Raw genomic sequence first — 26,143 nt, 5'->3', positions numbered from 1 at the left:
GAACGCCGTGTCCCCGGAAGGTGGCGAGAGAACCGGGATCGCTATCGAGTAGCGAATATGACACCCTCGGGAGAACGGAGGGGGTGCAATGCGACAAGTCACCGATATGGTGCGCAGGAGCAGCGTGACGATCACGGGCAACCGACAGGGCCCGGTGGTCGTCCTCGCGCACGGTTTCGGCTGCGACCAGCACCTGTGGCGCCTGATGATCCCGCTGCTCGAACCCGACTTCACCGTGGTGCGGTTCGACCACGTCGGCTCCGGGCGTTCCGATGCGACCGCCTGGGACTCCCAGCGCTACTCGCGGATGGAGACCTACGCCGAGGACGTCGTGGACCTGTGCCGGAGCCTGGATCTCGGGCAGGTGCTCTTCGTCGGCCACTCGGTGAGCGCATCGATCGGTGTCCTCGCGGCGGCCGCTGCCCCGGAGGTCTTCTCCGGTCTCGTGCTGCTCGCGCCGTCCCCGCGCTTCATCGACGATCCGGCCAGCGGATACCGAGGTGGGTTCAGCACCGACGACATCGACGAGCTGCTCGAATCCCTCGAGGCGAACTATCTGGGCTGGACCGAGTCGATGGCGCCGGTCATCATGGGCAATCCCGAGCGACCGGAGCTCGGCGACGAACTCGCCGAGATCTTCTGCCGCACGGATCCTGAGGTGGCGCGCGTCTTCGCCCGGGTGACCTTCCTGTCCGACAACCGCTCCGACCTGGCCGCGGTGTCGGTGCCCACGCTCGTCGCCCAGTGCGCCCACGATGCGATCGCTCCGCGCGAGGTCGGTGCCTTCGTTCACGAGCAGATCCCCGGGAGCGAACTCGTGACCCTGAACGCGACCGGCCACTGCCCGCAGCTCAGCGCACCCGAAGAGACAGCAGCCGCGATCGCGGCGTTCGCGCGCCGATCGGGGTGACGGCGACGACCGATCGAACCCTCGATCCCCGTATCCGACACGGCGATGCGCTGTACGACAACGCGCCGTGCGGATTCCTGACGACGCTCCCGGACGGCCGGATCACGGAGATCAACCGGACCTTGACGGACTGGCTCGGGTTCACGAGCGACGAACTGGTCGGCAAGCGGTACTTCTCGGACCTTCTCAGCGTGGGCGGCCGCATCTACCACGAGACCCACTACGCGCCGCTCCTCCTCATGCACGGACAGATCAACGGGATCGCCCTCGAACTCGTCCGTGCCGACCGGACCCGGCTGCCGGTCCTGGCCGCCTCGGTGGTCGAGCCGGACGCCGAGGGCAGGCCCACGCTGATCCGCACGATGCTGTTCGATGCCCGCGAGCGCCGCGCCTACGAGACGGAACTGCTCCGTGCCCGTCGCGAGGCCGAACTCGAGCGTGAGCGGCTCCGCACGATCAACGCCACACTCCAGGCGACCCTTCTTCCGCCGAGCCTGCCCGCGGTACCGGGACTCGAGGTCGACGCGTACTACCACATCGCGTCCCCCGACGAGGTCGGCGGCGACTTCTACGACCTGTTCCCCGCGCGCGCCGGCACGTGGGGGCTGTTCCTCGGCGATGTGTGTGGAAAGGGCGCTCGCGCAGCGGCGGTGACGTCGATCGTCCGCTACACGCTGCGCGCCGCGGCGGTCTACGAGACGGTCCCGTCCGCGGCGCTCAGGACGCTCAACACCACCCTGCTCGACGAACGCGACAGCGAAACGCGAGCCCCCTTCTGCACGCTCACCTTCGGCACGGTCGCGCCCGATCCGGACACCGGACGGGTCGACATCCGTCTCGCCTCGGGTGGGCATCCGCCGCCGCTCCTCGTGCGCGCGAACGGCAACGTCGACTATCTCCCCACGATCGGCGGACAGCTGATCGGAATGCTGCCCACGCCGCGGCTCGTCGAGCACACCTTCGCGCTGCGCCCCGGCGACACGCTGCTGCTGTACACCGACGGGGTGACCGAGGCCCTCGTCTCCGGTGAGACCCGTGAACGCTTCGGGGAGGACCGGCTCCTCGAGCACGTCCGCGCATCGAAACCGACGAGCGCGGCGGAAGCGGTCGGGGCCGTCCGCGAGGCGCTCGCGACGCTCGGGGCGGGCGTGCAGGACGACGTCGCCCTGCTCGCCCTGCACGCGCCCCGGTAGAACGATCACCAGCCGCGTTCGGCGAGCCGGTGGGGCTGCGGGATCTCGTCGACGTTGATACCGACCATCGCCTCGCCGAGGCCCCGCGAGACCTTCGCGAGCACGTCGGGATCGTCGTGGAAGGTGGTGGCCTTGACGATCGCGGCCGCACGCTGGGCGGGGTTGCCCGACTTGAAGATTCCGGATCCGACGAACACGCCCTCGGCCCCGAGCTGCATCATCATCGCGGCGTCGGCGGGGGTGGCGATGCCACCGGCGGTGAAGAGGGTGACGGGCAGCTTGCCGGCGCGGGCGACCTCGACGACGAGGTCGTAGGGGGCCTGCAATTCCTTGGCGGCGACGTAGAGCTCGTCCTCGGGAAGCGAGCTCAGGCGCCGGATCTCCTGGCGGATCCGGCGCATGTGGGTCGTGGCGTTCGAGACGTCGCCGGTGCCGGCCTCGCCCTTGGAGCGGATCATCGCCGCGCCTTCGTTGATACGGCGCAGTGCCTCTCCGAGATTCGTTGCGCCGCACACGAACGGCACGGTGAACGCGAACTTGTCGATGTGGTTCTCGTAGTCGGCGGGGGTGAGCACCTCCGACTCGTCGATGTAGTCGACCCCGAGGGCCTGCAGGACCTGCGCTTCGACGAAGTGGCCGATGCGCGCCTTGGCCATGACGGGGATCGAGACGGCCTCGATGATGCCGTCGATCATGTCGGGATCGCTCATGCGCGACACGCCGCCCTGCGCGCGGATGTCGGCGGGCACGCGTTCGAGGGCCATGACCGCCACCGCGCCGGCGTCCTCGGCGATCTTCGCCTGTTCGGGGGTCACCACGTCCATGATCACCCCGCCCTTGAGCATCTCGGCCATGCCACGCTTGACGCGGGCGGTACCGGTGACGGGGGCGGTGTCGGGGCTGGTCACGATGGGAGTCCTCCTCGGTGGACGGATCGGCGAAAGCTGCCGGCGCACGGGCGACGGGCAGCGGAACCGAGCCTAGGGGCGCAGCCGAGCCGGTCCTATAGCCAGTTCGGAACAACTGGACTGCCTCACACCGGTCCACTCCTCGGACGGGCACTGAAGATCCTGCGTATTCCCGAAAGGAACCGTCCAGTTTCACGAACTGGATCTCTACGTGAGAGGCCCTGCGGCCGGACCGAAAGGGTTCAAAATTTCACTGGATCGCGCGGATCTCCGGCTCCAGCCGCCGCGTCGCGACCTGCCTCGCCTCATCGAGGAGCTCGGGCAGATCGTGCGGGTAGACCGGGTTCCCGGACCGCACCAGCGCCTGCAGTTCGTCGTCGTCGAACCAGCGATGGTCGAGGCGCATGCTCCGTTCGAGATCGGTGAAGCCGTCTGCAGCGGGTTCGAAGGACGGCACCCGCACCGAGAAGAACAGCTCCTCCGAGTGCAGGACCTCACCGTTGAACGGGAAGACGGCCACGCGCCGCCACATCGGCCCGCACAGGAGGTCGCGCTCGACCCGCAGACCGGTCTCCTCGGCGAGCTCCCGGAGCGCGGCCGTCGCCAGGTCCTCGCCGGGCTCGACGGCGCCACCGATCGTGAACCAGAAGTGCCGCTCGGGCACCGCGGGGTCGTGTCCGCGCAGCAGCAGGACCCGGCCGTCCTCGTCGAGCACGACGACGCGAGCCGACGTGCGTGCCCGATCCGGCACCGGGGTGGTCCGCGAAGCGGGAGCAGGGGCCGCTCCTGAGGAAGGGGACGTGCCGGGAACGGCCGGAGGCGCGGTGGCGACCGCACCCGCCCGCTCGGCAATCTCGAAATAGGTGGGCAGCGGCGCGGTTCCCCCGAGGTGCAACCAGCGGACCGGCCGTCGGGTGCGCAACGCCAGGGTGTCGCGCACCGCGTCGTTGTGGAAACGACGGGCGATGAGCACCCGCGCCTCCGCGTCGGCGAGCTCGGCCACGAGTTGGGGGCGCAGCCGGCCGGTCTCGAGCCGTGCCAAGGAGGCCGACAACGCGTTCTCGGCCTCCTCGCGCCGGGCGCGGTCCGCACGTTCGGCAGTATCGGCGAGCAGGGCGAGTGTGCGTCCCTCCGGGACCGGGATCGACGCCACGATGCTCCGCACGACCGCCGCGCGACGCGCCAGGGCCGCATCGAGTGCCTGCCAGGACAGATCCGAGCGCACATGGAGGCGGTCGAGTCGGTTGGCGGTGGAATAGGCCCACACACCGATCGCCACGACCACGGCGGCGATCAGCGACAGGACGAGGATCGTCACCGCGCTGACGGTCACGACCGGACCTCCCGCACCGGGCCGGCACCGACGGTGACGGTCTCGTAGACCCGCAGGATCTGATCTGCGACCACCGGCCAGTCGTACGCTTCGACCACCGTGGATCCGAAGTCGACCAATGCCTGCCGGCGGTCGTCGTCGTCGAGGACCTCGAGGAGTCCACGCGCGAGCGCATCGGCATCGGCGACCGGGACGAGGACCCCGGCCTGCCCGTCGCGCAGTACCCGGCGGAAGGCGTCGAGCTGGGAGGCGACGACCGCCGTCCCCGCGGCCATGGCCTCGACGAGCACGATGCCGAAGCTCTCACCACCGAGGTTCGGCGCGCAGTACACGTCGGCGCTGCGCATCGCGGACGCCTTCTCGTCGTCGTCGACCTGCCCGAGCAGCCGCAAGTGCCGGAAGTAGCGTCCCGCTTCCTTCCGCAAGCGGTCCTCGTCACCGCGCCCGACCACGAGGATCTCGATGTCGGGATGTCGGGCGACGAGCGCCGGCAACGCGCCGAGCAGGATCTCCATGCCCTTGCGGGGTTCGTCGTACCGGCCGAGGAAGAGCACCGTGCGGCCCGCTCGCGGGTAGCCCGGCAGCAGCGGGGCGTGCCGGAAGAACGGCACGTCCACACCGTTGGGGATCTCGACCGCATCGGCACCGAGAGAGGTGACCTGCCACCGCCGGGCCAGCTCGGACACCGCGATCCGGCCGCTGATCTTCTCGAGATAGGGCTGCAGGACACCCTGGAAGGTGCTGAGCACCAGCGATTTCGTCGTCGACGTGTGGAAGGTCGCGACGATCGGTCCTTCCGCCACCTTGAGCGCGAGCATCGACAGGCTCGGCGCGTTCGGTTCGTGGATGTGGAGGACGTCGAAATCGTTGTCGTTGATCCACCGGCGGACCCGGGCATAGGAGACCGGACCGAAACTCAGGCGCGCGACGGACCCGTTGTACGGGATCGCGACGGCGCGACCGGCGGAGACGACGAAGTCGGGCAGGGGCGTCGTCTCCGACGCGGGTGCCAGCACACTCACCTCGTGCCCGCGGCCGATGAGGACCTCCGCGAGATCCACGACGTGTGCCTGTACTCCACCGGGAACGTCGAAGGAGTACGGGCAGACCATCCCGATCCTCACCTACGCCTCCATCCGGGCGCGGCGAGCCTCCGACAAGTCGTCGAGCCACAACGGCTGCAGCATGTGCCAGTCCTCGGGGTGGGCGGCGATGTTGGCGGCGAACCGGTCGGCGAGGGCCTGTGTGGCAGCGTCGATCCCGACACTCACGTCGAGCTCCGGATCCACGCGAAACCCCCAGCCGTCCTCGGTGAACCAGCAGTGCACCGGCAACAGTGCCGCACCGGTGTCGATGGCCAGTTTCGCCGGTCCGGCGGGCATGCGGGTGGGTTCGCCGAAGAAGGTGACCGGCACTCCCTTGCGGGCGAGGTCGCGTTCGCCGAGCAGGCACACGATCCGGTTGTCGCGCAACCGCGCGGCAAGCTCCCCGAACGGCGGCGTCTCCCCGCCGCTCGAGGGGAAGATCTCGAAACCGAGACCCTCGCGGTAGTCCACGAAACGGCGGTAGAGGGACTCGGGACGCAGGCGCTCGGCGACCGTGGTCAATCCGCCGAAGTAGCGGACGCACCACACGCCGGCGAGATCCCAGTTCCCACTGTGGGGCAGCGCCAGGATCGCGCCGCGACCGGCGGCGAGCGCCGCCTCGATGTGCTCACGGCCCTCGATGGACGAATCGATCGACTTCGCGGTCGCGTCGAGATCCATCGACGGCAGGCGGAACGCCTCGCGCCAGTAGCGCGCGTAGGACCGGACCGACCGGCGGATCAGATCGTCGGGCACCTCGTGCGGCTGTACCCCGAGCACCCGCGCGAGGTTGCGGCGCAGTTGCTGCGGTCCGCCGCCACGGCGCGCCGCATGGTCGGCGCCGGCGTCGAACAACCGTCGCGCGACGCCGTCGGGCAGTGCCCGGACCAGGCGCCAGCCACCCGCGTACGCGAGATCGGACGCCTTCTCGCCGACACTCACTGTGCTCCCCCGTCGTCCCGGGTCTCCGTCGTCCCCCCGGCCGGGGGCGTGATGGGAAGCAGTTCGCGCGCACCCGCGGAGTTGCGGACGGCGAGCACCCGCTGGAAGACGGTGATCACCGATCCGACGACGAGCAGCCACATGGCGATGTGGATCGCCCAGTCGAGTCCGAGGCCGGTGAGACCGGCGCCGACGAGCACGATCACGAGCCGGTCGGGTCGTTCGATCAGACCGCCGTCGGCGGACAGTCCACTCGCTTCGGCCCGCGCCTTCGCGTACGAGATGACCTGCGAGGTCACCAGACAGAGCAGGGTGGCGACGAACAGCGGACGGCTCTGCTCATGGTAGACGGCCCACCACGCGAGACCGGCGAAGATCGCGCCGTCGGCGACCCGGTCGCAGGTCGCGTCGAGAACCGCGCCGAAGCGCGTTCCGCCACCGCGGGCCCGGGCCATGGCTCCGTCGAGCATGTCGAACATGACGAACAGCCAGATCACCATCGCACCCCAGAACAGGTGTCCCATGGGGAACAGGGTCACGGCGGCGGCGATCGTGGCGACGGTGCCGACGAGTGTGACGGCGTCCGGAGTCAGGCCGGTACGGATCAGCGCCTTGCCGAGCGGCGCGGTGACCTTCGACACCGACGCACGCCCGAAGAAGCTCAGCATCCCGCGACCCCTGTCTTCCTGTCCGACCGTTGTGTCCGGAATCCGATCCTGCCACGAGTAGGGCCGGGAATGCGCAGTCGGCCCGCAGCGGATCGACACGCGAACGGCACCACGGCCGTACGATGCGATCGCGACGACTCGGGGAAGGCTGTCACTCGTCCCATGCCGAGGCGAGCAGTGCACGGGTGTCGCGCAGCAACTGCACCATGACCTTCGACCCACCGAGGACGGTGATGAAGTTGGCGTCGCCGCCCCAGCGCGGCACGACGTGCAGGTGGAGATGCTCGGCCAGCGAGCCTCCCGCCGCGGCACCGAGGTTGAGGCCGACGTTGAAGCCGTGCGGACGCGAGACGCGCTTGATGACGCGGAGCGCCCGCTGCGCGAACTGCATGAGTTCGGCGCTCTCCTCGGGCGTCAGGTCCTCGAGGTTGGCCACCCGGCGATACGGTACGACCATCAGGTGCCCCGGGTTGTACGGGTACAGGTTGAGCACCGCGTACACCGTTTCGCCGCGAGCGACGACGAGACCTTCCTCGTCGGACATCTTCGGGATATCGGTAAAGGGTTCGTACGGCTCGTCGCGACCTCGCGGGGACTCGGTGATGTACGACATCCGGTGCGGCGACCACAGGCGCTGCAGGTGGTCGGACTCCCCCACACCGCGATCGACCATCGACGCGGGGCTGTCGTCGGTCGCGGGGATGTCGGCCGGCCCCGGAGTGCGATCGCCCGTCACGACGGGCTGCCTTCCCCACCGGAACCGACGAGCTCGGCGGTGGGCGAGGCGTTCTCGCGGCGACGGACCCATTCGGTCACGATCCGCACGGCCTCGTCGACCGGCACGCCGTTGACCTGCGTGCCGTCGCGGAAACGGAAACTGACCGCGCCCGCCGCGACGTCGCGCTCACCGGCGAGCAGCATGAACGGCACCTTCTGCGTGGTGTGGGTGCGGATCTTCTTCTGCATACGGTCGTCGGAGACGTCGACCTCGGCCCGGATCCCCTGAGCCTTCAGCTTGCCCACGACGTCGAACAAGTGGTCCTCGAAGTCCGCGGCCACAGGAATGCCCACGACCTGGACGGGCGAGAGCCACGCCGGGAAGGCACCGGCGTAGTGCTCGGTGAGCACGCCGAAGAACCTCTCGATCGACCCGAAGAGCGCCCGGTGGATCATGACGGGCCGGTGTTTCGCCCCGTCGGTGCCGGTGTACTCGAGCTCGAATCGCTCCGGCAGATTGAAGTCGAGCTGGATCGTCGACATCTGCCAGCTGCGGCCCAGGGCGTCCTTGACCTGCACCGAGATTTTCGGACCGTAGAAGGCCGCACCGCCCGGATCGGGGACGAGGTGCAGACCCGAGGCCTCGGCGACCTCGCGCAGGGTGTCGGTCGCGACGTCCCACAGCTCGTCGCTGCCGACGAACTTCTTGGGATTCTTCGTCGACAGTTCGAGGTAGTAGTCGTCGAGCCCGTAATCCTTCAGCAGGTCGAGGATGAACTTCAGGACGCTGGTGAGCTCGTCGCGCATCTGCTCCGGGGTGCAGAAGATGTGCGCGTCGTCCTGCGTCATGCCGCGCACACGGGTGAGCCCGTGGATCACACCGGACTTCTCGTAGCGGTAGACGGATCCGAACTCGAACATGCGAAGCGGCAGCTCGCGGTACGAGCGGCCTCGCGAACGGAAGATCAGGTCGTGCATCGGGCAGTTCATCGGCTTGAGGTAGTAGTCCTGACCCGGCTTGCGAACCGTGCCGTCCTCGTTGAGCTCCTCGTCGATGTGCATCGCCGGGAACATGCCGTCGCGGTACCAGTCGAGGTGACCGGAGACCTCGTAGAGGTGGCCCTTGGTGATGTGCGGCGAGTACACGAACTCGTAGCCGGCCTCGACGTGCCGCTGACGCGAGTAGTTCTCCATCTCCTGGCGGATGATGCCGCCCTTCGGATGGAAGACCGGCAGTCCCGAGCCGAGCTCGTCGGGAAACGAGAACAGGTCGAGTTCGGTGCCGAGCTTGCGGTGGTCGCGGCGCTCGGCCTCGGCGAGGAGTTCGAGGTGCGCGTCGAGCGCCTCGGTGGACTCCCAGGCCGTGCCGTAGATGCGCTGCAGGCCGGCGTTGTCCTGGTCGCCGCGCCAGTAGGCCGCGGAACTGCGCGTGAGCTTGAACGCCGGGATGAACTTGGTGGTGGGCACGTGCGGGCCGCGGCACAGGTCCTTCCAGACGAGCTCACCCGTGCGGGGGTTGAGGTTGTCGTAGATGGTCAGTTCCTTGCCGCCGACCTCCATCACCTCGGGGTCCGGCTCGAAGTCACTGCTTCCTGCCTTGTCGTCGATGAGTTCGAGTTTGAACGGTTCGTCCTTCAATTCCTCGCGGGCGTCCTCGAGGCTGTCGACGACGCGACGCGAGAAGCGCTGGGCATCCTTGACGATCTTCTTCATCCGCTTCTCGAGCTTCGCGAGATCTTCGGGCGTGAAGGGACGCTCGACCTGGAAGTCGTAGTAGAAGCCGTCGCGGATGGGCGGGCCGATGCCGAGCTTCGCCTCCGGGAACTCCTGCTGCACGGCCTGTGCGAGCACGTGGGCGGCCGAGTGGCGGATGACGCTGCGACCGTCCTCGGTGTCGGCGCCGACGGCCTCGACCTCGACGTCCGATTCCGGCGTCCACGAAAGATCGTGCAGCGTGCCTTCCGAGTCGCGGACGACCACGATCGTCTCGGGTCCCTTGGTGGGCAGACCCGCGTCACGGACCGCCGCGCCCGCAGTGGTCCCCGCGGGCACCCGGACGATCGTGGCTGGTTTCGCGGATGCGGGCGTGGTCACTGTGACGGACTCCTCGGCTCGATGCCTGATACGTGGTCGTCGCCGGACGCGTGCTGCGGTCGACGATCGCGAGCACACGGCAACTTCATCATGCTATCGACATCCGCCCGGGCAGCGAACACAGGGAGCCGAGCGGAGAAACTCAGAGGTGGTTGAGACCCGTCAGCACCCGTTCGAGCAGTTCGACGTTCGGTCCCACCTTGTCGGCCGTGCGGTGCACGGTGATCTCGCCGGTCGCCGCGAGATCCCCGACGAGCACGCGCGCGACACCGAGCGGGATCTGCGCGAGGGCCGCGATCTCCATGATCGATCTCGGCTGGGCGCACAACGCCAGCACGAGGCGATGCTCGTCCATCGCCGGACCGGACTCACTGCCCATCGCGGAGGGGACGGCCGACACGAGCACTTCGAGAGGCAGCTCCACCTCGGCTCGGGTGCGTCCCCCGCTCCGCACGAACGGGCGCACGAACGACGACGTCTCTGACTGGTTCATGTCCTCGATTCCCACACTGGTCCCGGTGCCCGCATTCCGGCCGGCCGGCTGCGCTGCACCGCCCGACAACGCTCTGTCGACCGACAACGCTCTGTCGACCGGCTGCGCTGTGTCGACCGGCTGCGCTGCGGGACGGTACATCTCGGCTGCCGTGACCTCGTCCACGACGGGGCCCGGCTCGCGGTGATTCCGTACCGGCACGGCGTGATCCGCCGGCCGCCGACGTCGACGGGACCGACCGGATCCGAATCTCGCTCCGGTCGCCCCCACGACCGGCCATTCGCTGTCCGCAACGCTCATCCGGACGTGCCCTCCTCGACGACCACGATCCTGCCATCACTACGCGCACTTCGGCCACAAGCACCACAGCTGTGCCCACACGACACGCGTGGTCGGGCCCGAGGGGGCCGTTGCGGTTCGAAGGAAACAAGCGCTCGCGGGCGACCACCCGACCGGGCGCCACGCACGCTCAACGATTTCATCAAGGTACGACAAAAGGCACCCCTGCGGGGGTGCCTTTCGTCACTGCCGATCTCGGTGGTCCCGGCTGGGATCGAACCAGCGACCTCCCCGGTGTGAACGGGACGCTCTTCCACTGAGCCACGGGACCGGGCCGCTCCGCAGCGGCTCGAACGAGATGGAACACTAACACGCTCCCGCCATGAAGACGAATCGCCTGGTCCCAGCGTTTCGACGCGGATGTTCCGTGCAGCGCGTTCGGGTGGCGCCTCTCGCGCGCGTACGCGAGCGGGCAGGAGACCGTGCTCGTAGAGACGAGAAGGCGCACCCGGAGCCCCGGGACGTGGACGGCCCTCAACTCGGGAGGACCGGGGAACGCAAGTGTCGGCCGGAGCGACACGAGCGGGGGACGCGGGCTCGGCCTCCGAAGCCCTATTCGTCGCCTCCCGCAGGGGTCATCAGCCCGTCACCTTCGCGAGATCTGCCGGTTTTCTGCCGTTGACCTGCGGATTTGTGCGTTTCGTAGATGCTCGGCTACTGTTTTGAACCGCACCACGGAGAGCACGACGCCGAACGGTGCGAATGCGGATGTAGCGCAGCTGGTAGCGCATCACCTTGCCAAGGTGAGGGTCGCGGGTTCGAATCCCGTCATCCGCTCGAGAGGTTGGACTCGACCTTTTACGGTGGAGTGGCCGAGTGGTGAGGCAACGGCCTGCAAAGCCGTGCACACGGGTTCGATTCCCGTCTCCACCTCGCGCGATTAGCTCAGCGGGAGAGCGCTTCCCTGACACGGAAGAGGTCACTGGTTCAATCCCAGTATCGCGCACCAGGTTCGACCAGCACGTGGGCCGAGCCGGTTCACCGAAAGAACGTGCACATGCGGATGTAGCGCAGCTGGTAGCGCATCACCTTGCCAAGGTGAGGGTCGCGGGTTCGAATCCCGTCATCCGCTCCATTCCGGCGATCACCATGCCGGCGCGATTAGCTCAGCGGGAGAGCGCTTCCCTGACACGGAAGAGGTCACTGGTTCAATCCCAGTATCGCGCACAGAAGATGAAGGCTCCCTTCGAATTTCGAAGGGAGCCTTCATTCGTTCGTGGAGACGCATTCGTTCGTGGAGACCGCCGATCGTCCGGGCCACCCGGTGAGAATCCGGCAACGGGTGATCCGGTGCGGAGGTATTCCCCCGCACCGGACCGGCGCGTCACGCGCCGAGCGTGTTGATCCCCGCGATCATCGCCCGCAGCGACGACTCGTTGCCGGTCTCGCCCGTGCCCATCACCCAGGTCGTGCGCTCGCCGGAGCGGCACAGCAGGAAGGTCGCGGACATCTCACCGAGGTCGTGGCGGTGGAACGACAGGATCTCGATGTTCAGCCCGAGGTCGTACAGCATCGCGGTCATCGCGGCGATCGGTCCGCAGGTCGTGGCGGATGCCGTATGGATCGTGTCGCCGATCGCGATCGTCGCCTCGAAGGCGCTGCGTCCCGCACCCAGGGCCGTCGCGGTCCAGCCACCGAGGCGGACCGGGCCGTGCTGCGCACCGTAGGTGGATTCGAACTCCGTCCAACTCATGCCGGAGGCTTCCTCGCGCAATCCCCGAGGAAGGCCGCGTCCGTAGCGGGCGAAGAACGGATCGGCATCAGGGGTGCCAGAGGGGAACATCGGAGCGAAACCCGAGAAGGAGGTGAAGGCGTTCATCGTTCGTAGTGGTCTTCCACGAGAAGGAAGGACCGACGCGTAGCTCAACGACCCGCAGCGAGGGGTCGGTCCGAATCAGACCCCGCTACGGCGGTGAACTACGAGTACGCGCTTCATAGCCGCGACGGTACAACGCACCGACATTTCGTGCAAGTCGCATCCACGGGACCGTGTGACGCAACCGTGACCACGGTCGCTGGAACCTGAGGGATCCCTCATGTAGCGTGGATGTTGCCATCCCCCCGATGGTGTCGAACCCCAGCCATGACCCCCCATCCAAGGCTGGGGTTCAGCCATATCCGGACCCTTCTCCGTCTCGCGTCCGGGCTCGTGTCTCCGTCTCGCATCGACACGCGGGGCACCTGCCGTATCGTCCCGTCCGAGTGCTTCACTGGTGTGCATGTCCATGCCACCACTCGAAGAAGCAGTCTCCGTCGACGAGGCGGGCATCTGGGACGCCGAGGCAATCGCTCAGGTCGCCGCCGCGACCTTCCCGCTCGCCTGCCCTCAGGACGCCGCCGAGGACGACATCGCCGACTTCATCGAGCGCACCCTCAGCGCGGAGAAGTTCGCCGAGTACCTGTCCTCCCCCGAACGCATCGTTCTCGAGGCGCGCGCGGGTGAGGAGATCGTCGGTTATCTGATGGCAGTGGACGCCGCTCCCGAGGATCCGGCGATCGACGCGATGATCACGGCGCGGCCGGCGATCGAGATCAGCAAGCTGTACGTGATGCCGGGCCATCACGGTTCCGGAATCTCTGCGGCGCTCATGGATGCGATCGTCGCGCGGGCCCACACACTCGGGCGTGTGGGCCTGTGGCTCGGCGTCAACCAGGAGAACACCCGCGCCCGGCGCTTCTACGAGAAGCAGGGCTTCGAGGTGGTGGGCACGCGCACGTTCGTCGTGGGGGCGCAGACGCACGACGATTTCGTCATGCAGCGCACCCTCCGAAGGGATGCCGGCCGGTGAGCCGGTGATGGGGTGAAGGTCGACCCGGCGCGCATGAGCGCCGGGTATCCGATCAGCCCGCGGCAACCTCGAATCGGGACAGCGCCAGCAGACGGGACGTCGCGCGCAGGTACTTCTTGCGGTAGCCGCCCGCGAGCATCTCGGGCGTGAAGATCTCGTCGAGCTTGGCGCCGGAGACCGTCACGGGGATGCTCGCGTCGTACATGCGGTCGGCGAGGACCACCAGACGCAGGGCCACCGACTGGTCCTTCGCCGGGTGCACACCCTCGAGGAAGACGGCGGGGACACCCTCGACGAGCTTGCCGTAACGGGACGGGTGCAGCGTACTCAGGTGCGCGCACAGCTCGTCGAAGTCGTCGAGCGTCGCACCCGGGATCGCGCCGGCGCGCTCGGTGAGCTCTGCCGAGTCGACCGGATCGGGTGCAGGCGGCAGGTCGCGGTGACGGTAGTCGGGGCCGTCGACGCGGATGGTCTCGAAGATCGACGCGAGCTTCTTGATCTCGCGCAGGAAGTCCTGTGCCGCGAACCGTCCCTCACCCAGCTGGCCGGGGAGCGTGTTGGAGGTCGCGACGATCGAGACGCCGCGGGCCGACAGTTCGGTCAGCAGGCGCGAGACGAGCATGGTGTCGCCCGGATCGTCGAGTTCGAACTCGTCGATGCACAGCACGCTGTGGTTCGACAGCTCCTCGACGGCCTTGTTGAACCCGAGGGCGCCGACGACGTGGGTGAGCTCGACGAACGTGCCGAAGGCCTTGGGCGCGGGTGCGCTGTGGAAGATCGAGGCGAGCAGGTGGGTCTTGCCCACGCCGAAGCCGCCGTCGAGGTAGAGGCCGGCCCCCTGCGGCTGGGAGCGGCGGCCGAACAGGCCGCGCTTGCCGCCGCGGATCTTCCCGATCTTGCCGACGAACTCCGCAGCGGTCGTCACCGCGGCCGCCTGGCTCGGCTCGTTCGGATCCGGAATGTACGACTCGAAGCTCACCTCGTCGAACATCGCGGGGGGCACCATCTGCGCCACCAACTGGTCTGCAGGCACCACCGGATTGCGGTCGACGAGACGTTCGTGCATCAGCCCAGGGTACGACCGCATCATGCTCGGATCCTCACTCGAATCCGGAATGCGACCTACTTCACACGGCGTTCACCTCGGCGTCATGCACCGGGAGGACACTTCGGATCGGCCGCTCGACCACCGGTTGCGCGCGGCCGCCGGTGAACCTGGCAGGCTGTGCGCATGCGCAGATCGGGAGTGATCGCCGCGATGTTGATCACGGTTGCCGCGGCGTCGACCGCGTGCGGAGCAGGACCGTCGATACGTCCCGACGTCGCCGTGGTGCGCGACGATCCCGGTGTCGCCGTCGACGGGACCCCGCAGGACGAGACCGAGGTACCCGAACTTCCGGTGCCGTCGGCCGAACCGGCGTGGCGGAACTGCACGGACGAGACGCTCTCCTCGTTCGACGCACCGCCGGGTGCCCAGGGCCTCGTTCTCGAGTGCGCGGAGGTCGTCGCCCCGATCGATGCGGCCGGCACCGTGACGGGCACCTTCCCGCTGGCAGTCATGCGCGCACGACTGCCCGACACCCCCACCGACGTGGCGCCGCTGGTTCTCACGACCGGCGCCGACGTCGCGTCGACGCGCGCACTGACCGCCATGGCGACCGGCGCGATGTCGGGTGCACTGGCGATGCGTCCGATCGTCGCGGTGGATCGGCGCGGGATCGGCAACTCGCTCGCGATCGACTGCATCTTTCCTGCTGATCGTCGCGGTCTCGGCGATCTCGGACAATTCGGCCGCACCGGCGATGCACCCGAACGCGTCGCCGATCTGGGTCGTCAGGCGACCGTCTCGTGCACCGACTACCTGCAGCCGCAGCAGCTGATGTTCGGCGCATCACACGCCGCCGACGACATCGAACGCCTCCGGCAGGCATGGGGCGTGGACCGGATCGGTCTCCTCGGGGTGGGGAACGGTGCGACGGTCGCGCTCGCCTACGCCGCCGCCTATCCGGGCGCGGTCGGCCGTCTCGTCCTCGACTCCCCCGCCGCGGCCACCGCCGACGCCGAACTCATGGCCGAGTCGCAGGCCCGCGGCGCGGAGGCCGCCGTCGATGCCTTCGCCCGGCAGTGCACCGCCCTCGACTGCGCCCTGGGCGACGATCCGCGCGCGGCGATCGAGGATCTGCACGAGCAGGCCACCGAGGGTGAACTCGCGCCGGTCTCGGCCAATTCCTTCCTCACGGCGCTGACGGGTGTCCTCGGCACGCCGCGCGCCGATCTGCAGGCCCGCGTCCGTGAGGTGGCGGACGTCCTCGCAGCCGCGCGGGACGGCGATGTCATGCCGCTCATCGAACTGGTCGGTGTGGCCGAGGAGAGGCTCTCGACGGACGGTCAGTTCGTCGCCCGGTGCAGCGACGGACAGCGCTGGCCGACCCCGACCCACGCGGGCGATCTCGCCCGGAGTTGGTCCACCCTCTATCCGCTGTACGGCGCGGATCTGGCGACGGGCCTGACGGCATGTGCGGCGTGGCCGAGCCTGCCTCCCCCGCCGCTGCCGGCGGCGCTCGACGTGCCCGTGCTCGTCTCCTCGGGGGCCGCGGACCCGGTCGTGGGCAATGCCGGCGTGGAGTCGGTGACCGGTGTGCTCACCGCAGGCGGTATCGCCTGGGCGTCACTGTCGTGGCAGGGTGCCGGTTACTCGGCGGTCCTGCACTCGGGATGCGTGCAGGCGCGGGTGGAGACCTATCTGTCCGACGGAGAACTTCCACCCAACGGGAGCCTGTGCCCCGCGTGACGTTCCCCGGTCGGGGGCAGGGCGTGTGCACGGGTCCGCAGGCCCGCGGTGTACCGTGCCGTAGTGTTCCTCAGAAGTCTCGAACCCCGGACCGCACGCACGACCGCCGAGGTGGTCAAGGCTGTGGTGTGGCCCCTTGCCATACTGACGGTTCTGCACCGGGTCGTAATCAAAGCGGTCAACGGGTTCCGGACGGACGACTTCACCCCGGTCTACAACGCCGCGCTGGCCTTCCTCAACCGCCGGCCGGTGTACACCGCCGAGTTCCAGTGGGTCGATCCCCACTACCTCTATCCGCCTTCCGGCACGTTGTTGATCGCCCCGATCGCGGTGATCGACCCCGAGCGGTCGCGGTGGTTGTTCATCCTCGCCAATGCGATCGCGATCCTCGTCGCGCTCTACCTGTTGCTGCGCATGTTCGGTCTGCGACTCGATTCGCCGATCGCGCCGGTGCTGGTCTTCGCCGCGTTCGCGTCCGAGACGGTGACGAACACGCTCGTCTTCACGAACATCAACGGTCTCGTCCTGCTCGGCGAGATCGCGTTCCTGACGCTGCTGCTCAAACGACGTGATCTGTGGGCGGGGGCTGCGCTCGGCCTGACCTTCGCCGTCAAACCGATCCTCGCTCCCCTGCTGTTGCTCCCGCTCGTGCGCGGACAGTGGAAGGTCTTCATCACCGCCGCGGGTGTCCCGATCGCGCTGACGATCATCGCGTGGCCCCTGTCGGTCGACGCGTGGCAGTTCGTCGAGCACACCGTGCCGTACCTGCTCGAGTCCCGCGACTACTTCAACAGCGCGATCGTCGGCAACGGCATGTACTACGGGCTCCCGGCCTGGCTGATCTTCGGTCTGCGGGCGGTGCTCGCGGTGATGGTCGCGGTGTCGGTGTGGTTGCTCTACCGCTACTGCCGCCACGACGAGGTGTTCTTCGTGTGCACCGCCGGCGGTGTGTTGCTCGCGGCTTCGTTCCTGCTCGGATCGCTCGGCCAGATGTACTACTCGATGATGCTGTTCCCTCTGCTGATGACGGTGCTGCTGCCGAACTCCGTGATGCGGAACTGGCCCGCCTGGCTCGCCGTCTACGGCTTCCTGAGCTACGACTCGTGGCTGTCGAACCGGTGGGTGGAGGCCGGGCGCGCGGCGGAGTACATGAAGACAACCTTCGGCTGGTCGCTGCTGCTCATCGTCGTCTTCGCCGTCCTGCTCGACCGTTACCTCGTCGCGAAGCGCGAAGGGCGCCTGGCGGACGGCATCGAGCCGTCGCACCTGCTCGAGGAGAAGCAGCCCGCACGGACGTGATCGTCCGTGCCGGTGCCGACGTGACGCGCGCGCCGAGCGCGGTTAGCGTGGAGATCATGACGTCTGCTCCTCGATCCGAACCCGCACCCAAGGTCGTCCACACCGACGAGGAATGGCGCGCGAAGCTCACTCCCGCCGAATTCGCCGTGTTGCGTCAGGCCGGCACCGAGCATCCCTTCGTCGGCGAGTACACCGACACCGAGACCGCGGGCATCTACGAATGCCGCGCGTGCGGTGCCGAACTGTTCCGCAGCACCGAGAAGTTCCACTCCCACTGCGGGTGGCCGTCGTTCTTCGACCCCGCCGACTCCGAGGCCGTGATCCTGCGCGAGGACAACTCGCTGGGCATGCGGCGCATCGAGGTGGTGTGCGCGACGTGCCACAGCCATCTCGGGCACGTCTTCGAGGGCGAGGGTTACCCGACGCCCACCGACAAGCGGTACTGCATCAACTCGATCTCCCTGCGCCTGGTTCGGTCGGAGTGATCCCGGCCGCGGCCAGCGCGGTCCACAGTGCGTCGTGCCGCTCGGTGGTCGGTGTCGGTTCGACGAGTTCGAACGCGCATCCGATCGACCGGGCGGCACCGTCCGCCTTCTCGCTGTCGCCGATCATCAGCGTCCGTCGCGGGTCGACACCGAGTCTGTCGACGGCGTGGCGGAAGATCTCCGGTTCGGGCTTGACGGCGCCCACCTCGAAGGACAGCGCGAACACCGACACGAGGTCGTCGATACCGAGCCGCGCGAAGGCCGGCCGCAGGTCGAAGGCGATGTTGCTCACCACGCCGACGGCGATCCCGTCTCCAGCGAGCGCCTCGATGACGGGGACGGTGTCGGGATAGACGGTCCAGCAGTCGGGGTCGGTCACCTTCTCGTAGAGCGCCTGTGCCTGTTCGGGATCGGCCACGCCCGATCTGCGCAGCACCGTCAGGTAGGCCTCGCGGTGCCAGCGCGGTTCGCGGTCGCGGTTGGTCCACGCGTGGTGCTCGTCGGCGTCCATCTCGACGGGCTGCCCGACGGGTTGCGTCAGCCGCCGCATGAGTTCGGCCTGCCGGTGCACGTCGAAGGGTCTGCCCTCGTGGTCGGTGACGTCCGCGAGCCAGCTCTCGTCCTCCTCGAGCCGGAACAGGGTGCCGGAGAAGTCGAACAGGACGGCATCGAAGGGGGTCTCGGCCATGTCCCGAGGCTAACGGCTGAGCGACAGTGGCAGGTCGGCTCGGCTAGATCTCCTCGAGCAGTCGCATCGCCGCCATCGCGGCGGGCCGGCCGCTCGCAGGGAATGTCCCGATGCGGACCGAGTCATGTGGCGCGAGGCTACCGACCGAGGGGCCGGTTTGCCACAATGTCTCGCATGGCTGAGACGGGTACGAGAATCCGGCGACACACGAAGCTGTCCGTCGTCGGCGCCGGGAGCGTCGGTACCGCGGTGGCGTATGCATGTCTACTCAGAGGTTCGGCAGACGCGATCGCGCTGTTCGACACGAACTCCGCGAAGGTGCGCGCGGAGGTCCTGGACCTGAACCACGGCACGCAGTTCGCGCCGTCGTGCCGGATCGAGGGCAGTGACGACATCGCGGTCACCGCCGGTTCCGATCTGATCGTCGTGACCGCGGGGGCCGAGCAGCATCCCGGCCAGTCGCGTCTGGATCTCGCGGCGGCGAACGTCGCCCTGACACGGGACCTGACTCCCGGCCTGCTGTCCGTCTCCCCCGATGCAGTGATCGTCTTCGTCAGTAATCCGGTCGACATCGTCACCCGCGCCGCGATCGCGGCGACCGGCGTCTCGGACGGCCGGATCTTCGGGTCGGGCACGGTGCTCGATTCCGGCCGGCTGCGGTATCTGCTCGCCCACCGCGCCGACGTCGCGGTCGAGAACGTTCACGCGTTCGTCGTGGGGGAACACGGCGACTCGGAGGTCGCCCTGTGGTCGAGTGCGACGATCGGCGGCGTGCCGGTGGAGTCCTTCGCCGTCGACGGACGACCCGTCTTCGGACCGGACACCCGCGCCGAACTCTTCGAGGAGGTCGTGCGCAGCGCCTACGAGATCATCCGCGGCAAGGGCGCCACGAATCTCGCGATCGGACTGTCGAGTGCCCGCATCGTGGAGGCCGTGCTGCGGAACCAGCGCCGGGTGCTCGCGGTGTCGACGCTGCAAACCGGGCGGCACGGCCTGCAGGACGTCTGCCTCTCGCTTCCCACCGTCGTCGACGCGCGCGGCGCGCACACCGTGCTCGATGTGCCGTTGTCGTCGGAGGAGGAAGCGGGGCTGGCCGCCTCCGCGGCCACCCTGCGCGACGTCCAGTCGTCACTCGGCCTGTGACCGCTCAGCGCTGCCGGACGACCGGCGGATCGTAGGCCCGGATGGGCGGCAACTCGCCGTCGAACCGCTCGACGTCGACGAGCACGTGCTGCCCCGTGCATCCGTGGGACAGCGACGACGTGCCGACGTCGGGGGTGAGCACGTTCGCGTTCCCGTGCACGCACATCGATCCGGGATCGGACGGATCCAGCGGGTCGTACCAGGCTCCCGTCGCGAGCTGGACGACGTTCGGCAGCAGACCGTCGTCGAGGACCACCCCGGCGAGGCACGAACCACGATCGTTGAAAACGCGGACGATGTCGCCGGCTTCCAGACCTCGCGCGACAGCGTCGTCGGGACGCATCCGGATAGGTTCACGGCCACGGATCTTCGACGCCTGGCTCACCGAGCCGTGATCGAGCTGCCCGTGCAGGCGCGTGGCCGGCTGATTGGCGATCAGGTGCAGTGGGAACCGTTCGACCCGCGGGGAGCCGAGCCATTCGTCGGGTTCGTACCAGGTGGGGTGCCCGGCGCAGTCGTCGTAGCCGAACGAGTCGATATCGGCGGAGAAGATCTCGAGCAGTCCGCTGGGAGTCCGCAGCGGGTTCGCCGCGGGATCGGACCGGAAGTCCTCGAAGAGGGTCAGATCGTCCTCGGTCCGCATCCGGACCGGTCCGCCGTACCAGAAGTCGTCGAAGGGCGGCGGGTCCTCGATGCGCCGGTCGTCGGCGAGGACGAAACCGCGCCACTGCTCGTAGAGGTGTTCGAGCCACTCCCAGGAGGTCCGGCCCTCGGTGAACTGCTCGCCGAAGCCGAGGCGGTGGGCGAGAGCGGTGCAGGTGTCGTAGTCGTCGCGGGCGTCGGCGAAGCGTGGGACGGCAGCCTGCATCGCGACGAGCAGCGGATCGTTGCGCGTGCACGTCAGGTCGTCGCGCTCGAGCGCCGTGGTCGACGGCACGACGATGTCGGCGTGCTTGGCCATCGGCGTCCAGTACGGGTCGTGGACGACGATCGTGTCGGGCCGCTGCAGGGCGCGGCGGAGCCGGCCGATGTCCTGGTGGTGGTGGAAGGGATTGCCACCCGCCCAGTACACGAGCCGGATGTCCGGGAAGGTCAGGCGACGGCCGTCGTAGTCGAACTGCTCCCCCGGTCGCAACAGCAGGTCGGAGATCGCGGCGACGGGGATGAAGTCCTCGACGTCGTTGTTGCCCTGGAACAGGGTGGGCAGCGGATACGGGACGGGCGCGAGACCGGGTTCGTTCATCGAACCGTAGCCGTGGCCGAAACCGCCCCCGGGAACGCCGAGTTGGCCGAGCATCGCGGCGAGGGTCACGCCCGCCCAGGGCGCCTGCTCGCCGTGCCGCACGCGTTGCAGCGACCATGTGACCGACACCAGGGTGCGGCCACGGGCCATGCGTCGCGCGAGGTCGACGAGGGTTCCGGCCGGGATGCCCGACAGTCCGGCGGCCCACTCGGGGGTCTTCGGGACGCCGTCGGTGCGGCCGAGCAGGTACTCCTCGAAGCGGTCGTAACCGGTGCAGTAGCGGTCGAGGAACTCACGGTCGGCCAGACCCTCGGTGGCCAAGACATAACCGAGGGCGAGCATGATCGCGACGTCGGTGCCCGGCCGGGGCGCGAGCCACTCGTGCTCACCGTGCACGTCGCTGCGGATCGGGCTGAACGAGACGATCCGTCCGCCGCGGGCCCGCATCCGGTCGAGGGCGTCGCGGGTGGGGTGATCGCTCGTGCCGCCGTCGTTGACGGCGGTGTTCTTCAGCGGGATCCCGCCGAAGCACACCATCAGATCGGTCTCGCGGGCGATGACCTCCCAGGAGGTCGAGCGCGCGAACAGTTTCCAGTGGGTGCCTACGACGTGCGGCATGATCACGCCGGTCGCGCCGAGCGAGTAGGAGTGCACCGAGCGGGTGTAGCCGCCGAACATCTTCAGGAAGCGGTGCACCTGGCTCTGTGCGTGGTGGAACCGGCCCGGGGCGGACCAGCCGTAGGAGCCGCCGAAGATCGCCCGGTTGCCGTGCCGGTCCTTTACGCGCTGCAGTTCGCCCGCGAGGATCTCGGTGAGTTCGTCCCACGAGACCGCGACGTACTCGTCGTCGCCGCGTCGTGTGCTCGGTCCCGGTCCGTTCTCGAGCCAGCCGCGACGGACGGCCGGACCGGCGATGCGAGCACGGTGCCGCACCGATCCGGGGATGTTCCCCAGGATCGGTGAGGGGTCGCGGTCCCCGGCGTAGGGCCGCACGGCGACGACCTCGCCGTCGCGTGCCTGCGCCGAGAACATCCCCCAGTGCGCCATCTGGGAGAACAGACGACCTTCTCCCTCGGGTGGCACCGCGCTCGTCGAGGTCACGTCAGGGCAGCGACGCGACGAGGGCTTCGACGTCGACCCGCGGTCCGGTGAAGAAGGGGGTCTCCTCCCGGACGTGCAGGCGCGCGTCGGTGGCACGCAGGTCGCGCATGAGATCGACGATGCGGTGCAGTTCCGGTGCCTCGAAGGCGAGGATCCACTCGTAGTCGCCGAGCGCGAAGGCCGGAACGGTGTTGGCGCGGACATCGGGGTAGCCGCGGGCCGCCATGCCGTGGTCGGCGAGCATCTTGCGACGCTGCTCGTCGGGCAGGAGGTACCACTCGTAGGACCGCACGAAGGGGTACACGCACACGTAGTTGCCCGGCTCCTCCCCCGCGATGAAGGCGGGCAGGTGGCTCTTGTTGAACTCCGCGGGTCGGTGCAGTGCGGTGTTCGACCAGACCGGGGTGCTCGCGCGGCCGAGGATCGTGGTGCGCCGGAAGTCGGCGTACAGCTTCTGCAGATCCTCGATGTGCTCGGCGTGCGTCCAGATCATGAAATCGGCGTCCGCGCGGGTGCCGGCCACATCGTAGATACCGCGCACGATCACGTCGGTGTCGTCGAAGCGGGCGAAGAACGCTTTCGCGTCCTCGATCGCCGCGGCGCGGTCGTCGCCGAGGACGCCGGGCCGGACCTGGAAGACCGACCACATCGTGTAACGGAGAGTGGAATTGAGCTTGTCGTAGTCGAGACGTGCCATGACGTTCATCCTTCCATTCGTGCAGTCAGGCGTGCGGCTGCAGCCGCGCCTGTTGCGACACATGCGGGTACACCCACACCGTGCAGCATCGCGCCGGCGACCTCGAGTCCGTCGATCCCTGCGATCTCGGCCTCGAAGGCGGCGACGATCTCGCCGTGGTGTTCGCGGTACTGCGGCAGCCCGCCGTGCCACCGCTGCACGAAGGCGGCCACCGGTTCGGCGTCGACTCCGGTGACGGTCGCGAGATCCGCGCGGGCCAGCGCAATCAGGTCGGCCTCGGACGCGTCGACGAGCGCGTCGTCGCCGAACCGTCCGAACGACGCACGCGCGAGTGCGACGGGACGTTCGGCGAGGTGCGGCCACTTGCGGCTCGACAGCGTGAAGGCCTTCGCCGACAGTTCCTCCCCCGTCGCGACGAGGATCCCGGAGTTCTGCGGCAGGCCGGCGTCGTGCGGCAACGCGAGCGCGACCACCACCGACGAGGCGAGCGGGATCTGCGCGACGCACTGCGCGGCGGATCGGACACTGTCGGAGAGCAGCCGGGCGGCGTCCGGGGCGGGCACGGCGAGCACCACACCGTCGACCTCGCCGAGCGGATCGACCGACCACCGGCCACCGCTGCGCTTCAGTCCGGATGCGGCTGTGCCGTAGAGGAACTCGGCGTCGGCCTCACGGACGAGGGCTTGGATCAGCACGCCGTAGCCCTCGCGCAGCGTCCCGAAGACCGGGGCGTCCGACTTCGGGGGCAGAGCGCGGGCGACGGCGTCGCTCAGGCTCGTCGCGCCGGCGTCGAGGGCCGCGGCGAGCGTCGGGACGGTGGCACGGACACCCGCGGTGTCGGACAGCCCCGAGTACACCCCACCGAGCAGCGGGTCGACGCTGCGCTGCACCACCTGCTCACCGAAGCGGGATCGGACGAGATCCGCGACGGAGACGTCGGAGTCCCGGTCCCAGTGGAACGGCACTGTGGGTTCGGCGGCAATGCGCGCCAGGGTCTCGTCGTCGACGAGACCCTCCACGGCCTGCGCCGAGGCGGGGATGCCCATGAGCGTGCCCGCCGGCAGCGGATGCAGTCGCGCGTCGGCGTACAGGAGCGGACGGGCAGCCGAGGGGTGGACGATGTGGGCGCTCAGGCCGAGTTCCTCGACGAGCGCGACCACCTCGGGTCGGCGTGCGATGAACGCCTCGGCGCCGACGTCGACAGGATCACCCGCGAGCGGGACCGTGCGGAGCTTGCCGCCGAGCCGCGACGATCGCTCGAGCACGACGATGCGGGCGGCGGCGCCGAGCGAACGACGCAGCCGATACGCGGCGACGAGCCCGCTGATCCCACCGCCGACGACCGCGACCGTCGGCGGGGTCACAGCGAATGCACCAGCTCGACCACTCGGGTGATGGCATCGGGATCGGTGTCGGGCAGCACGCCGTGACCGAGATTGAAGATGTGTCCGATGGCGCCGGCCTCGAGAGCACGGTCGGCCTCGGCGACGATGCGGCGCACCTCGCGTTCGACGACCTCCCGGCCCGCGAACAGAATCGCGGGGTCGAGGTTGCCCTGCAGGGCCTTGCCGGGGCCGACGCGGGTCGCGGCGACGTCGAGCGGGATGCGCCAGTCGACGCCGACCACGTCGGCGCCCGCCTCACCCATGGCGCCGAGGAGCTCACCGGTGCCGACACCGAAGTGGATGCGCGGCACCCCCGCACCGGCGATCTCGGCGAAGACACGCTCGGAGTGCGGCAGGACGTACTCGCGGTAGTCGGCGAGCGAGAGGGCGCCGGCCCACGAGTCGAAGAGCTGGACGGCGTCGACACCGGCGCCGATCTGCGCGCGCAGGAAGGCGATGGCGACGTCGGTGAGCTTGCCGAGGAGGGCGTGCCAGGTCTTCGGGTCGGCGTGCATGAGCGCCTTGGTGCGCTCGTGGTTGCGGCTCGGGCCGCCTTCGACGAGATATGAGGCCAAGGTGAAGGGCGCGCCCGCGAACCCGATGAGCGGGGTGTCGCCGAGTTCGCGGGTCAGCAGACCGACCGCGCGGGCGACCGCTCCGACCTCTTCGACCTCGAGGGTCGGCAGCGCGGTGACGTCGGCGGCGGTGCGGACGGGGTTCGCGACGACCGGGCCCGTGCCGGCGACGATGTCGAGGTCGATCCCGGCGGCCTTGAGCGGGACGACGATGTCGGAGAAGAGGATGGCGGCGTCGACCTTGTGCCGCCGCACCGGCTGCATCGTGATCTCGCAGACCAGTTCGGGGTCGAAGCACGATTCGAGCATGCCGATCCCGGCCCGGATCTCCCGGTACTCGGGCAGGGAGCGGCCGGCCTGGCGCATGAACCACACGGGCCGGTGGGCCGGCTTCTCACCGCGCGCGGCCGCCAGCAGGGGCGCATGGGGCAGGATCCTCCGCGCGGGGTACTCCGCGGGCACCGCAGATCCGACGTTCGTGTTCTCCAAGCCGGTCATCGATCCTCGTTCTTCGGGCACTGCGCGCCGTCGCGCAGGGCAGCGTCTGCCGGGTCGCACACAGGACGTGTGGTCCGGACCCGCTGCCCATGCTGCCACGCCCGTGCCGTTCGCCGGAATCGGCGCGCCTCCCGCGTGCGGTGCGTCACCGGCACTAACCTCCGCTCGGTGACCACCTCGCCCGCCGAGCCGGCCCGCTTCCGTTCCGCAGTCGATGCGATGAACGCGGCCACCGTGCGCCCGGAGATCGAGGTCGGGCCGATCCGACCCCCGCAACGGCTCGCTCCCTACAGCTATGCACTGGGCGCCGAGGTCCTGCACGACGAGACGGAGGGGGTGCCCGAGCAGTCGGAGGGCGACGCGTTCGGCCGTCTCATCCTGCTCTACGACCCCGACGGCGACGAGGCGTGGCACGGGACCACCCGGCTCGTCTCGTACATCCAGGCCGACGTCGACGAGAGCCTGGCAGCGGACTCGCTGCTGCCGGAGGTCGCGTGGAGTTGGCTCGTCGACGCCCTCGCCGCGCACGGTGAACCGCTCACGGCGCTGGGCGGCACGGTGACGGCGACGACCTCCGTGCGGTTCGGGGACATCGCGGGCCCGGGACGCGCCCACCAACTGGAACTGCGCGCGTCGTGGACTCCGCAGTCCGACATGCTGACCCTGCACGTGGAGGCGTTCTGTGACGTCCTCGCATATGCCGCGGGTCTGCCTCCGGCGGGGGTTGCGCGACTCCGGCGGTGAAAACCGCTGCAATCCGACCGGAT

Annotated in this window: 23 protein-coding genes and 6 tRNA genes; 13 read left to right on the top strand and 16 right to left on the bottom strand. The window is 69.0% G+C overall.

All coding sequences use genetic code 11. From position 1 onward, the window contains the following. The first annotated feature begins 88 nt into the window (after positions 1–88). Both AC6CID_RS09140 and AC6CID_RS09135 read left to right on the top strand, forming a co-directional pair. A complete protein-coding gene (locus AC6CID_RS09140) occupies positions 89–910 on the top strand; it encodes an alpha/beta fold hydrolase (RefSeq protein WP_498353855.1) in 822 nt (273 codons plus the stop codon). After that, on the top strand, positions 907–2,103 hold the full coding sequence (locus tag AC6CID_RS09135; protein ID WP_033096571.1) for a SpoIIE family protein phosphatase: 1,197 nt from the start codon (positions 907–909) through the stop codon (positions 2,101–2,103). Before AC6CID_RS09140 ends, AC6CID_RS09135 begins: the two co-directional genes overlap by 4 nt. A 5-nt stretch (positions 2,104–2,108) precedes the next feature. Here the strand turns inward: AC6CID_RS09135 and pdxS are convergent, their stop codons facing one another. The 9 genes from pdxS to AC6CID_RS09090 all read right to left on the bottom strand — a co-directional run bounded on the left by pdxS (position 2,109) and on the right by AC6CID_RS09090 (position 10,953). Then, on the bottom strand, positions 2,109–3,011 hold the full coding sequence (gene pdxS / locus AC6CID_RS09130) for a pyridoxal 5'-phosphate synthase lyase subunit PdxS (RefSeq protein ID WP_006551383.1): 903 nt from the start codon (positions 3,009–3,011) through the stop codon (positions 2,109–2,111). Positions 3,012–3,261: 250 nt separating this feature from the next. Next, on the bottom strand, positions 3,262–4,344 hold the full coding sequence (locus tag AC6CID_RS09125; RefSeq protein ID WP_217579854.1) for an NUDIX hydrolase: 1,083 nt from the start codon (positions 4,342–4,344) through the stop codon (positions 3,262–3,264). Then, complete coding sequence (locus AC6CID_RS09120; RefSeq protein WP_024100742.1) at positions 4,341–5,468, bottom strand: glycosyltransferase family 4 protein; 1,128 nt, start codon at positions 5,466–5,468, stop codon at positions 4,341–4,343. The genes AC6CID_RS09125 and AC6CID_RS09120 overlap by 4 nt, the downstream gene beginning before the upstream one ends. Next, positions 5,469–6,371 (bottom strand): phosphatidylinositol mannoside acyltransferase, encoded by a 903-nt coding sequence (locus tag AC6CID_RS09115; protein ID WP_006551380.1) that lies wholly within the window; start codon positions 6,369–6,371, stop codon positions 5,469–5,471. Continuing rightward, positions 6,368–7,039, bottom strand: coding sequence for a phosphatidylinositol phosphate synthase (gene pgsA / locus AC6CID_RS09110; RefSeq protein ID WP_019289235.1), 672 nt, complete (start codon positions 7,037–7,039; stop codon positions 6,368–6,370). The genes AC6CID_RS09115 and pgsA overlap by 4 nt, the downstream gene beginning before the upstream one ends. A gap of 151 nt (positions 7,040–7,190) precedes the next feature. Beyond that, positions 7,191–7,712 carry an ATP adenylyltransferase gene (locus AC6CID_RS09105; protein WP_051121556.1) on the bottom strand — a complete coding sequence of 174 codons (522 nt, stop codon included), beginning with the start codon at positions 7,710–7,712 and terminating at the stop codon, positions 7,191–7,193. Between the two features lie 59 nt (positions 7,713–7,771). Continuing rightward, entirely contained in the window at positions 7,772–9,850 is a 2,079-nt protein-coding gene (thrS, locus tag AC6CID_RS09100; protein ID WP_006551377.1) for a threonine--tRNA ligase, read from the bottom strand. A gap of 142 nt (positions 9,851–9,992) precedes the next feature. After that, positions 9,993–10,643 carry a DUF742 domain-containing protein gene (locus tag AC6CID_RS09095; RefSeq protein ID WP_006551376.1) on the bottom strand — a complete coding sequence of 217 codons (651 nt, stop codon included), beginning with the start codon at positions 10,641–10,643 and terminating at the stop codon, positions 9,993–9,995. A 238-nt stretch (positions 10,644–10,881) separates the two neighbouring features. Further along, positions 10,882–10,953, bottom strand: a tRNA-Val gene (locus tag AC6CID_RS09090). A gap of 433 nt (positions 10,954–11,386) precedes the next feature. On the opposite strand from AC6CID_RS09090, the gene AC6CID_RS09085 reads away from it, so the two are divergent. From AC6CID_RS09085 to AC6CID_RS09065, 5 genes are all read left to right on the top strand, one after another. After that, positions 11,387–11,459: transfer RNA gene (locus tag AC6CID_RS09085), tRNA-Gly, on the top strand. A gap of 25 nt (positions 11,460–11,484) precedes the next feature. After that, positions 11,485–11,555 (top strand) — tRNA-Cys (locus tag AC6CID_RS09080). Position 11,556: 1 nt separating this feature from the next. After that, positions 11,557–11,631 (top strand) — tRNA-Val (locus AC6CID_RS09075). Positions 11,632–11,681: 50 nt separating this feature from the next. Further along, positions 11,682–11,757 (top strand) — tRNA-Gly (locus AC6CID_RS09070). 20 nt (positions 11,758–11,777) lie between these two features. Then, a tRNA-Val gene (locus tag AC6CID_RS09065) sits at positions 11,778–11,849 on the top strand. 157 nt (positions 11,850–12,006) lie between these two features. Here the strand turns inward: AC6CID_RS09065 and AC6CID_RS09060 are convergent. Beyond that, positions 12,007–12,501, bottom strand: a complete 495-nt coding sequence (locus tag AC6CID_RS09060) for a 2-isopropylmalate synthase (protein WP_006551375.1) — start codon at positions 12,499–12,501, stop codon at positions 12,007–12,009. A gap of 400 nt (positions 12,502–12,901) precedes the next feature. Between AC6CID_RS09060 and AC6CID_RS09055 the strand changes: the two genes are divergently transcribed. After that, entirely contained in the window at positions 12,902–13,471 is a 570-nt protein-coding gene (locus tag AC6CID_RS09055; protein WP_006551374.1) for a GNAT family N-acetyltransferase, read from the top strand. 52 nt (positions 13,472–13,523) lie between these two features. On the opposite strand, the gene zapE is transcribed toward AC6CID_RS09055, so the two are convergent. Then, on the bottom strand, positions 13,524–14,537 hold the full coding sequence (gene zapE, locus AC6CID_RS09050; protein WP_498353854.1) for a cell division protein ZapE: 1,014 nt from the start codon (positions 14,535–14,537) through the stop codon (positions 13,524–13,526). Between the two features lie 165 nt (positions 14,538–14,702). Between zapE and AC6CID_RS09045 the strand changes: the two genes are divergently transcribed. The 3 genes from AC6CID_RS09045 (at position 14,703) to msrB (ending at position 18,046) form a co-directional block, all read left to right on the top strand. Further along, positions 14,703–16,262, top strand: coding sequence for an alpha/beta fold hydrolase (locus AC6CID_RS09045; RefSeq protein WP_033096718.1), 1,560 nt, complete (start codon positions 14,703–14,705; stop codon positions 16,260–16,262). A 63-nt stretch (positions 16,263–16,325) separates the two neighbouring features. Next, positions 16,326–17,561 (top strand): glycosyltransferase family 87 protein, encoded by a 1,236-nt coding sequence (locus AC6CID_RS09040; protein ID WP_230809471.1) that lies wholly within the window; start codon positions 16,326–16,328, stop codon positions 17,559–17,561. A gap of 56 nt (positions 17,562–17,617) precedes the next feature. Beyond that, positions 17,618–18,046 (top strand): peptide-methionine (R)-S-oxide reductase MsrB, encoded by a 429-nt coding sequence (msrB, locus tag AC6CID_RS09035; protein WP_498353853.1) that lies wholly within the window; start codon positions 17,618–17,620, stop codon positions 18,044–18,046. Here the strand turns inward: msrB and AC6CID_RS09030 are convergent. Beyond that, positions 18,009–18,734 carry an HAD family hydrolase gene (locus tag AC6CID_RS09030; RefSeq protein ID WP_019289229.1) on the bottom strand — a complete coding sequence of 242 codons (726 nt, stop codon included), beginning with the start codon at positions 18,732–18,734 and terminating at the stop codon, positions 18,009–18,011. The genes msrB and AC6CID_RS09030 overlap by 38 nt on opposite strands. A gap of 174 nt (positions 18,735–18,908) precedes the next feature. Between AC6CID_RS09030 and AC6CID_RS09025 the strand changes: the two genes are divergently transcribed. Next, positions 18,909–19,877 (top strand): L-lactate dehydrogenase, encoded by a 969-nt coding sequence (locus tag AC6CID_RS09025; RefSeq protein ID WP_498353852.1) that lies wholly within the window; start codon positions 18,909–18,911, stop codon positions 19,875–19,877. 4 nt (positions 19,878–19,881) lie between these two features. Here AC6CID_RS09025 and AC6CID_RS09020 read toward each other — a convergent pair whose 3' ends face one another. The 4 genes from AC6CID_RS09020 to hemE are packed head-to-tail and all read right to left on the bottom strand — an operon-like array spanning position 19,882 to position 25,376. Beyond that, positions 19,882–22,167 carry a molybdopterin-dependent oxidoreductase gene (locus AC6CID_RS09020; RefSeq protein ID WP_498353904.1) on the bottom strand — a complete coding sequence of 762 codons (2,286 nt, stop codon included), beginning with the start codon at positions 22,165–22,167 and terminating at the stop codon, positions 19,882–19,884. A 55-nt stretch (positions 22,168–22,222) separates the two neighbouring features. Beyond that, complete coding sequence (gene hemQ / locus AC6CID_RS09015) at positions 22,223–22,918, bottom strand: hydrogen peroxide-dependent heme synthase (protein ID WP_024100734.1); 696 nt, start codon at positions 22,916–22,918, stop codon at positions 22,223–22,225. A gap of 5 nt (positions 22,919–22,923) precedes the next feature. Then, positions 22,924–24,282, bottom strand: coding sequence for a protoporphyrinogen oxidase (locus tag AC6CID_RS09010; RefSeq protein WP_498353851.1), 1,359 nt, complete (start codon positions 24,280–24,282; stop codon positions 22,924–22,926). Next, entirely contained in the window at positions 24,279–25,376 is a 1,098-nt protein-coding gene (gene hemE, locus AC6CID_RS09005; RefSeq protein WP_498353850.1) for a uroporphyrinogen decarboxylase, read from the bottom strand. The genes AC6CID_RS09010 and hemE overlap by 4 nt, the downstream gene beginning before the upstream one ends. A 168-nt stretch (positions 25,377–25,544) precedes the next feature. Between hemE and AC6CID_RS09000 the strand changes: the two genes are divergently transcribed. Continuing rightward, the gene (locus tag AC6CID_RS09000) at positions 25,545–26,120 is read left to right on the top strand and encodes a DUF3000 domain-containing protein (RefSeq protein ID WP_094981082.1); all 576 of its coding nucleotides are present in this window, start codon (positions 25,545–25,547) and stop codon (positions 26,118–26,120) included. The last annotated feature ends 23 nt before the right edge of the window (positions 26,121–26,143 follow it).

It is taken from the genome of Rhodococcus sp. GQ147 (assembly GCF_059759155.1).
This window is presented reverse-complemented; position numbering and strand designations above follow the sequence as displayed.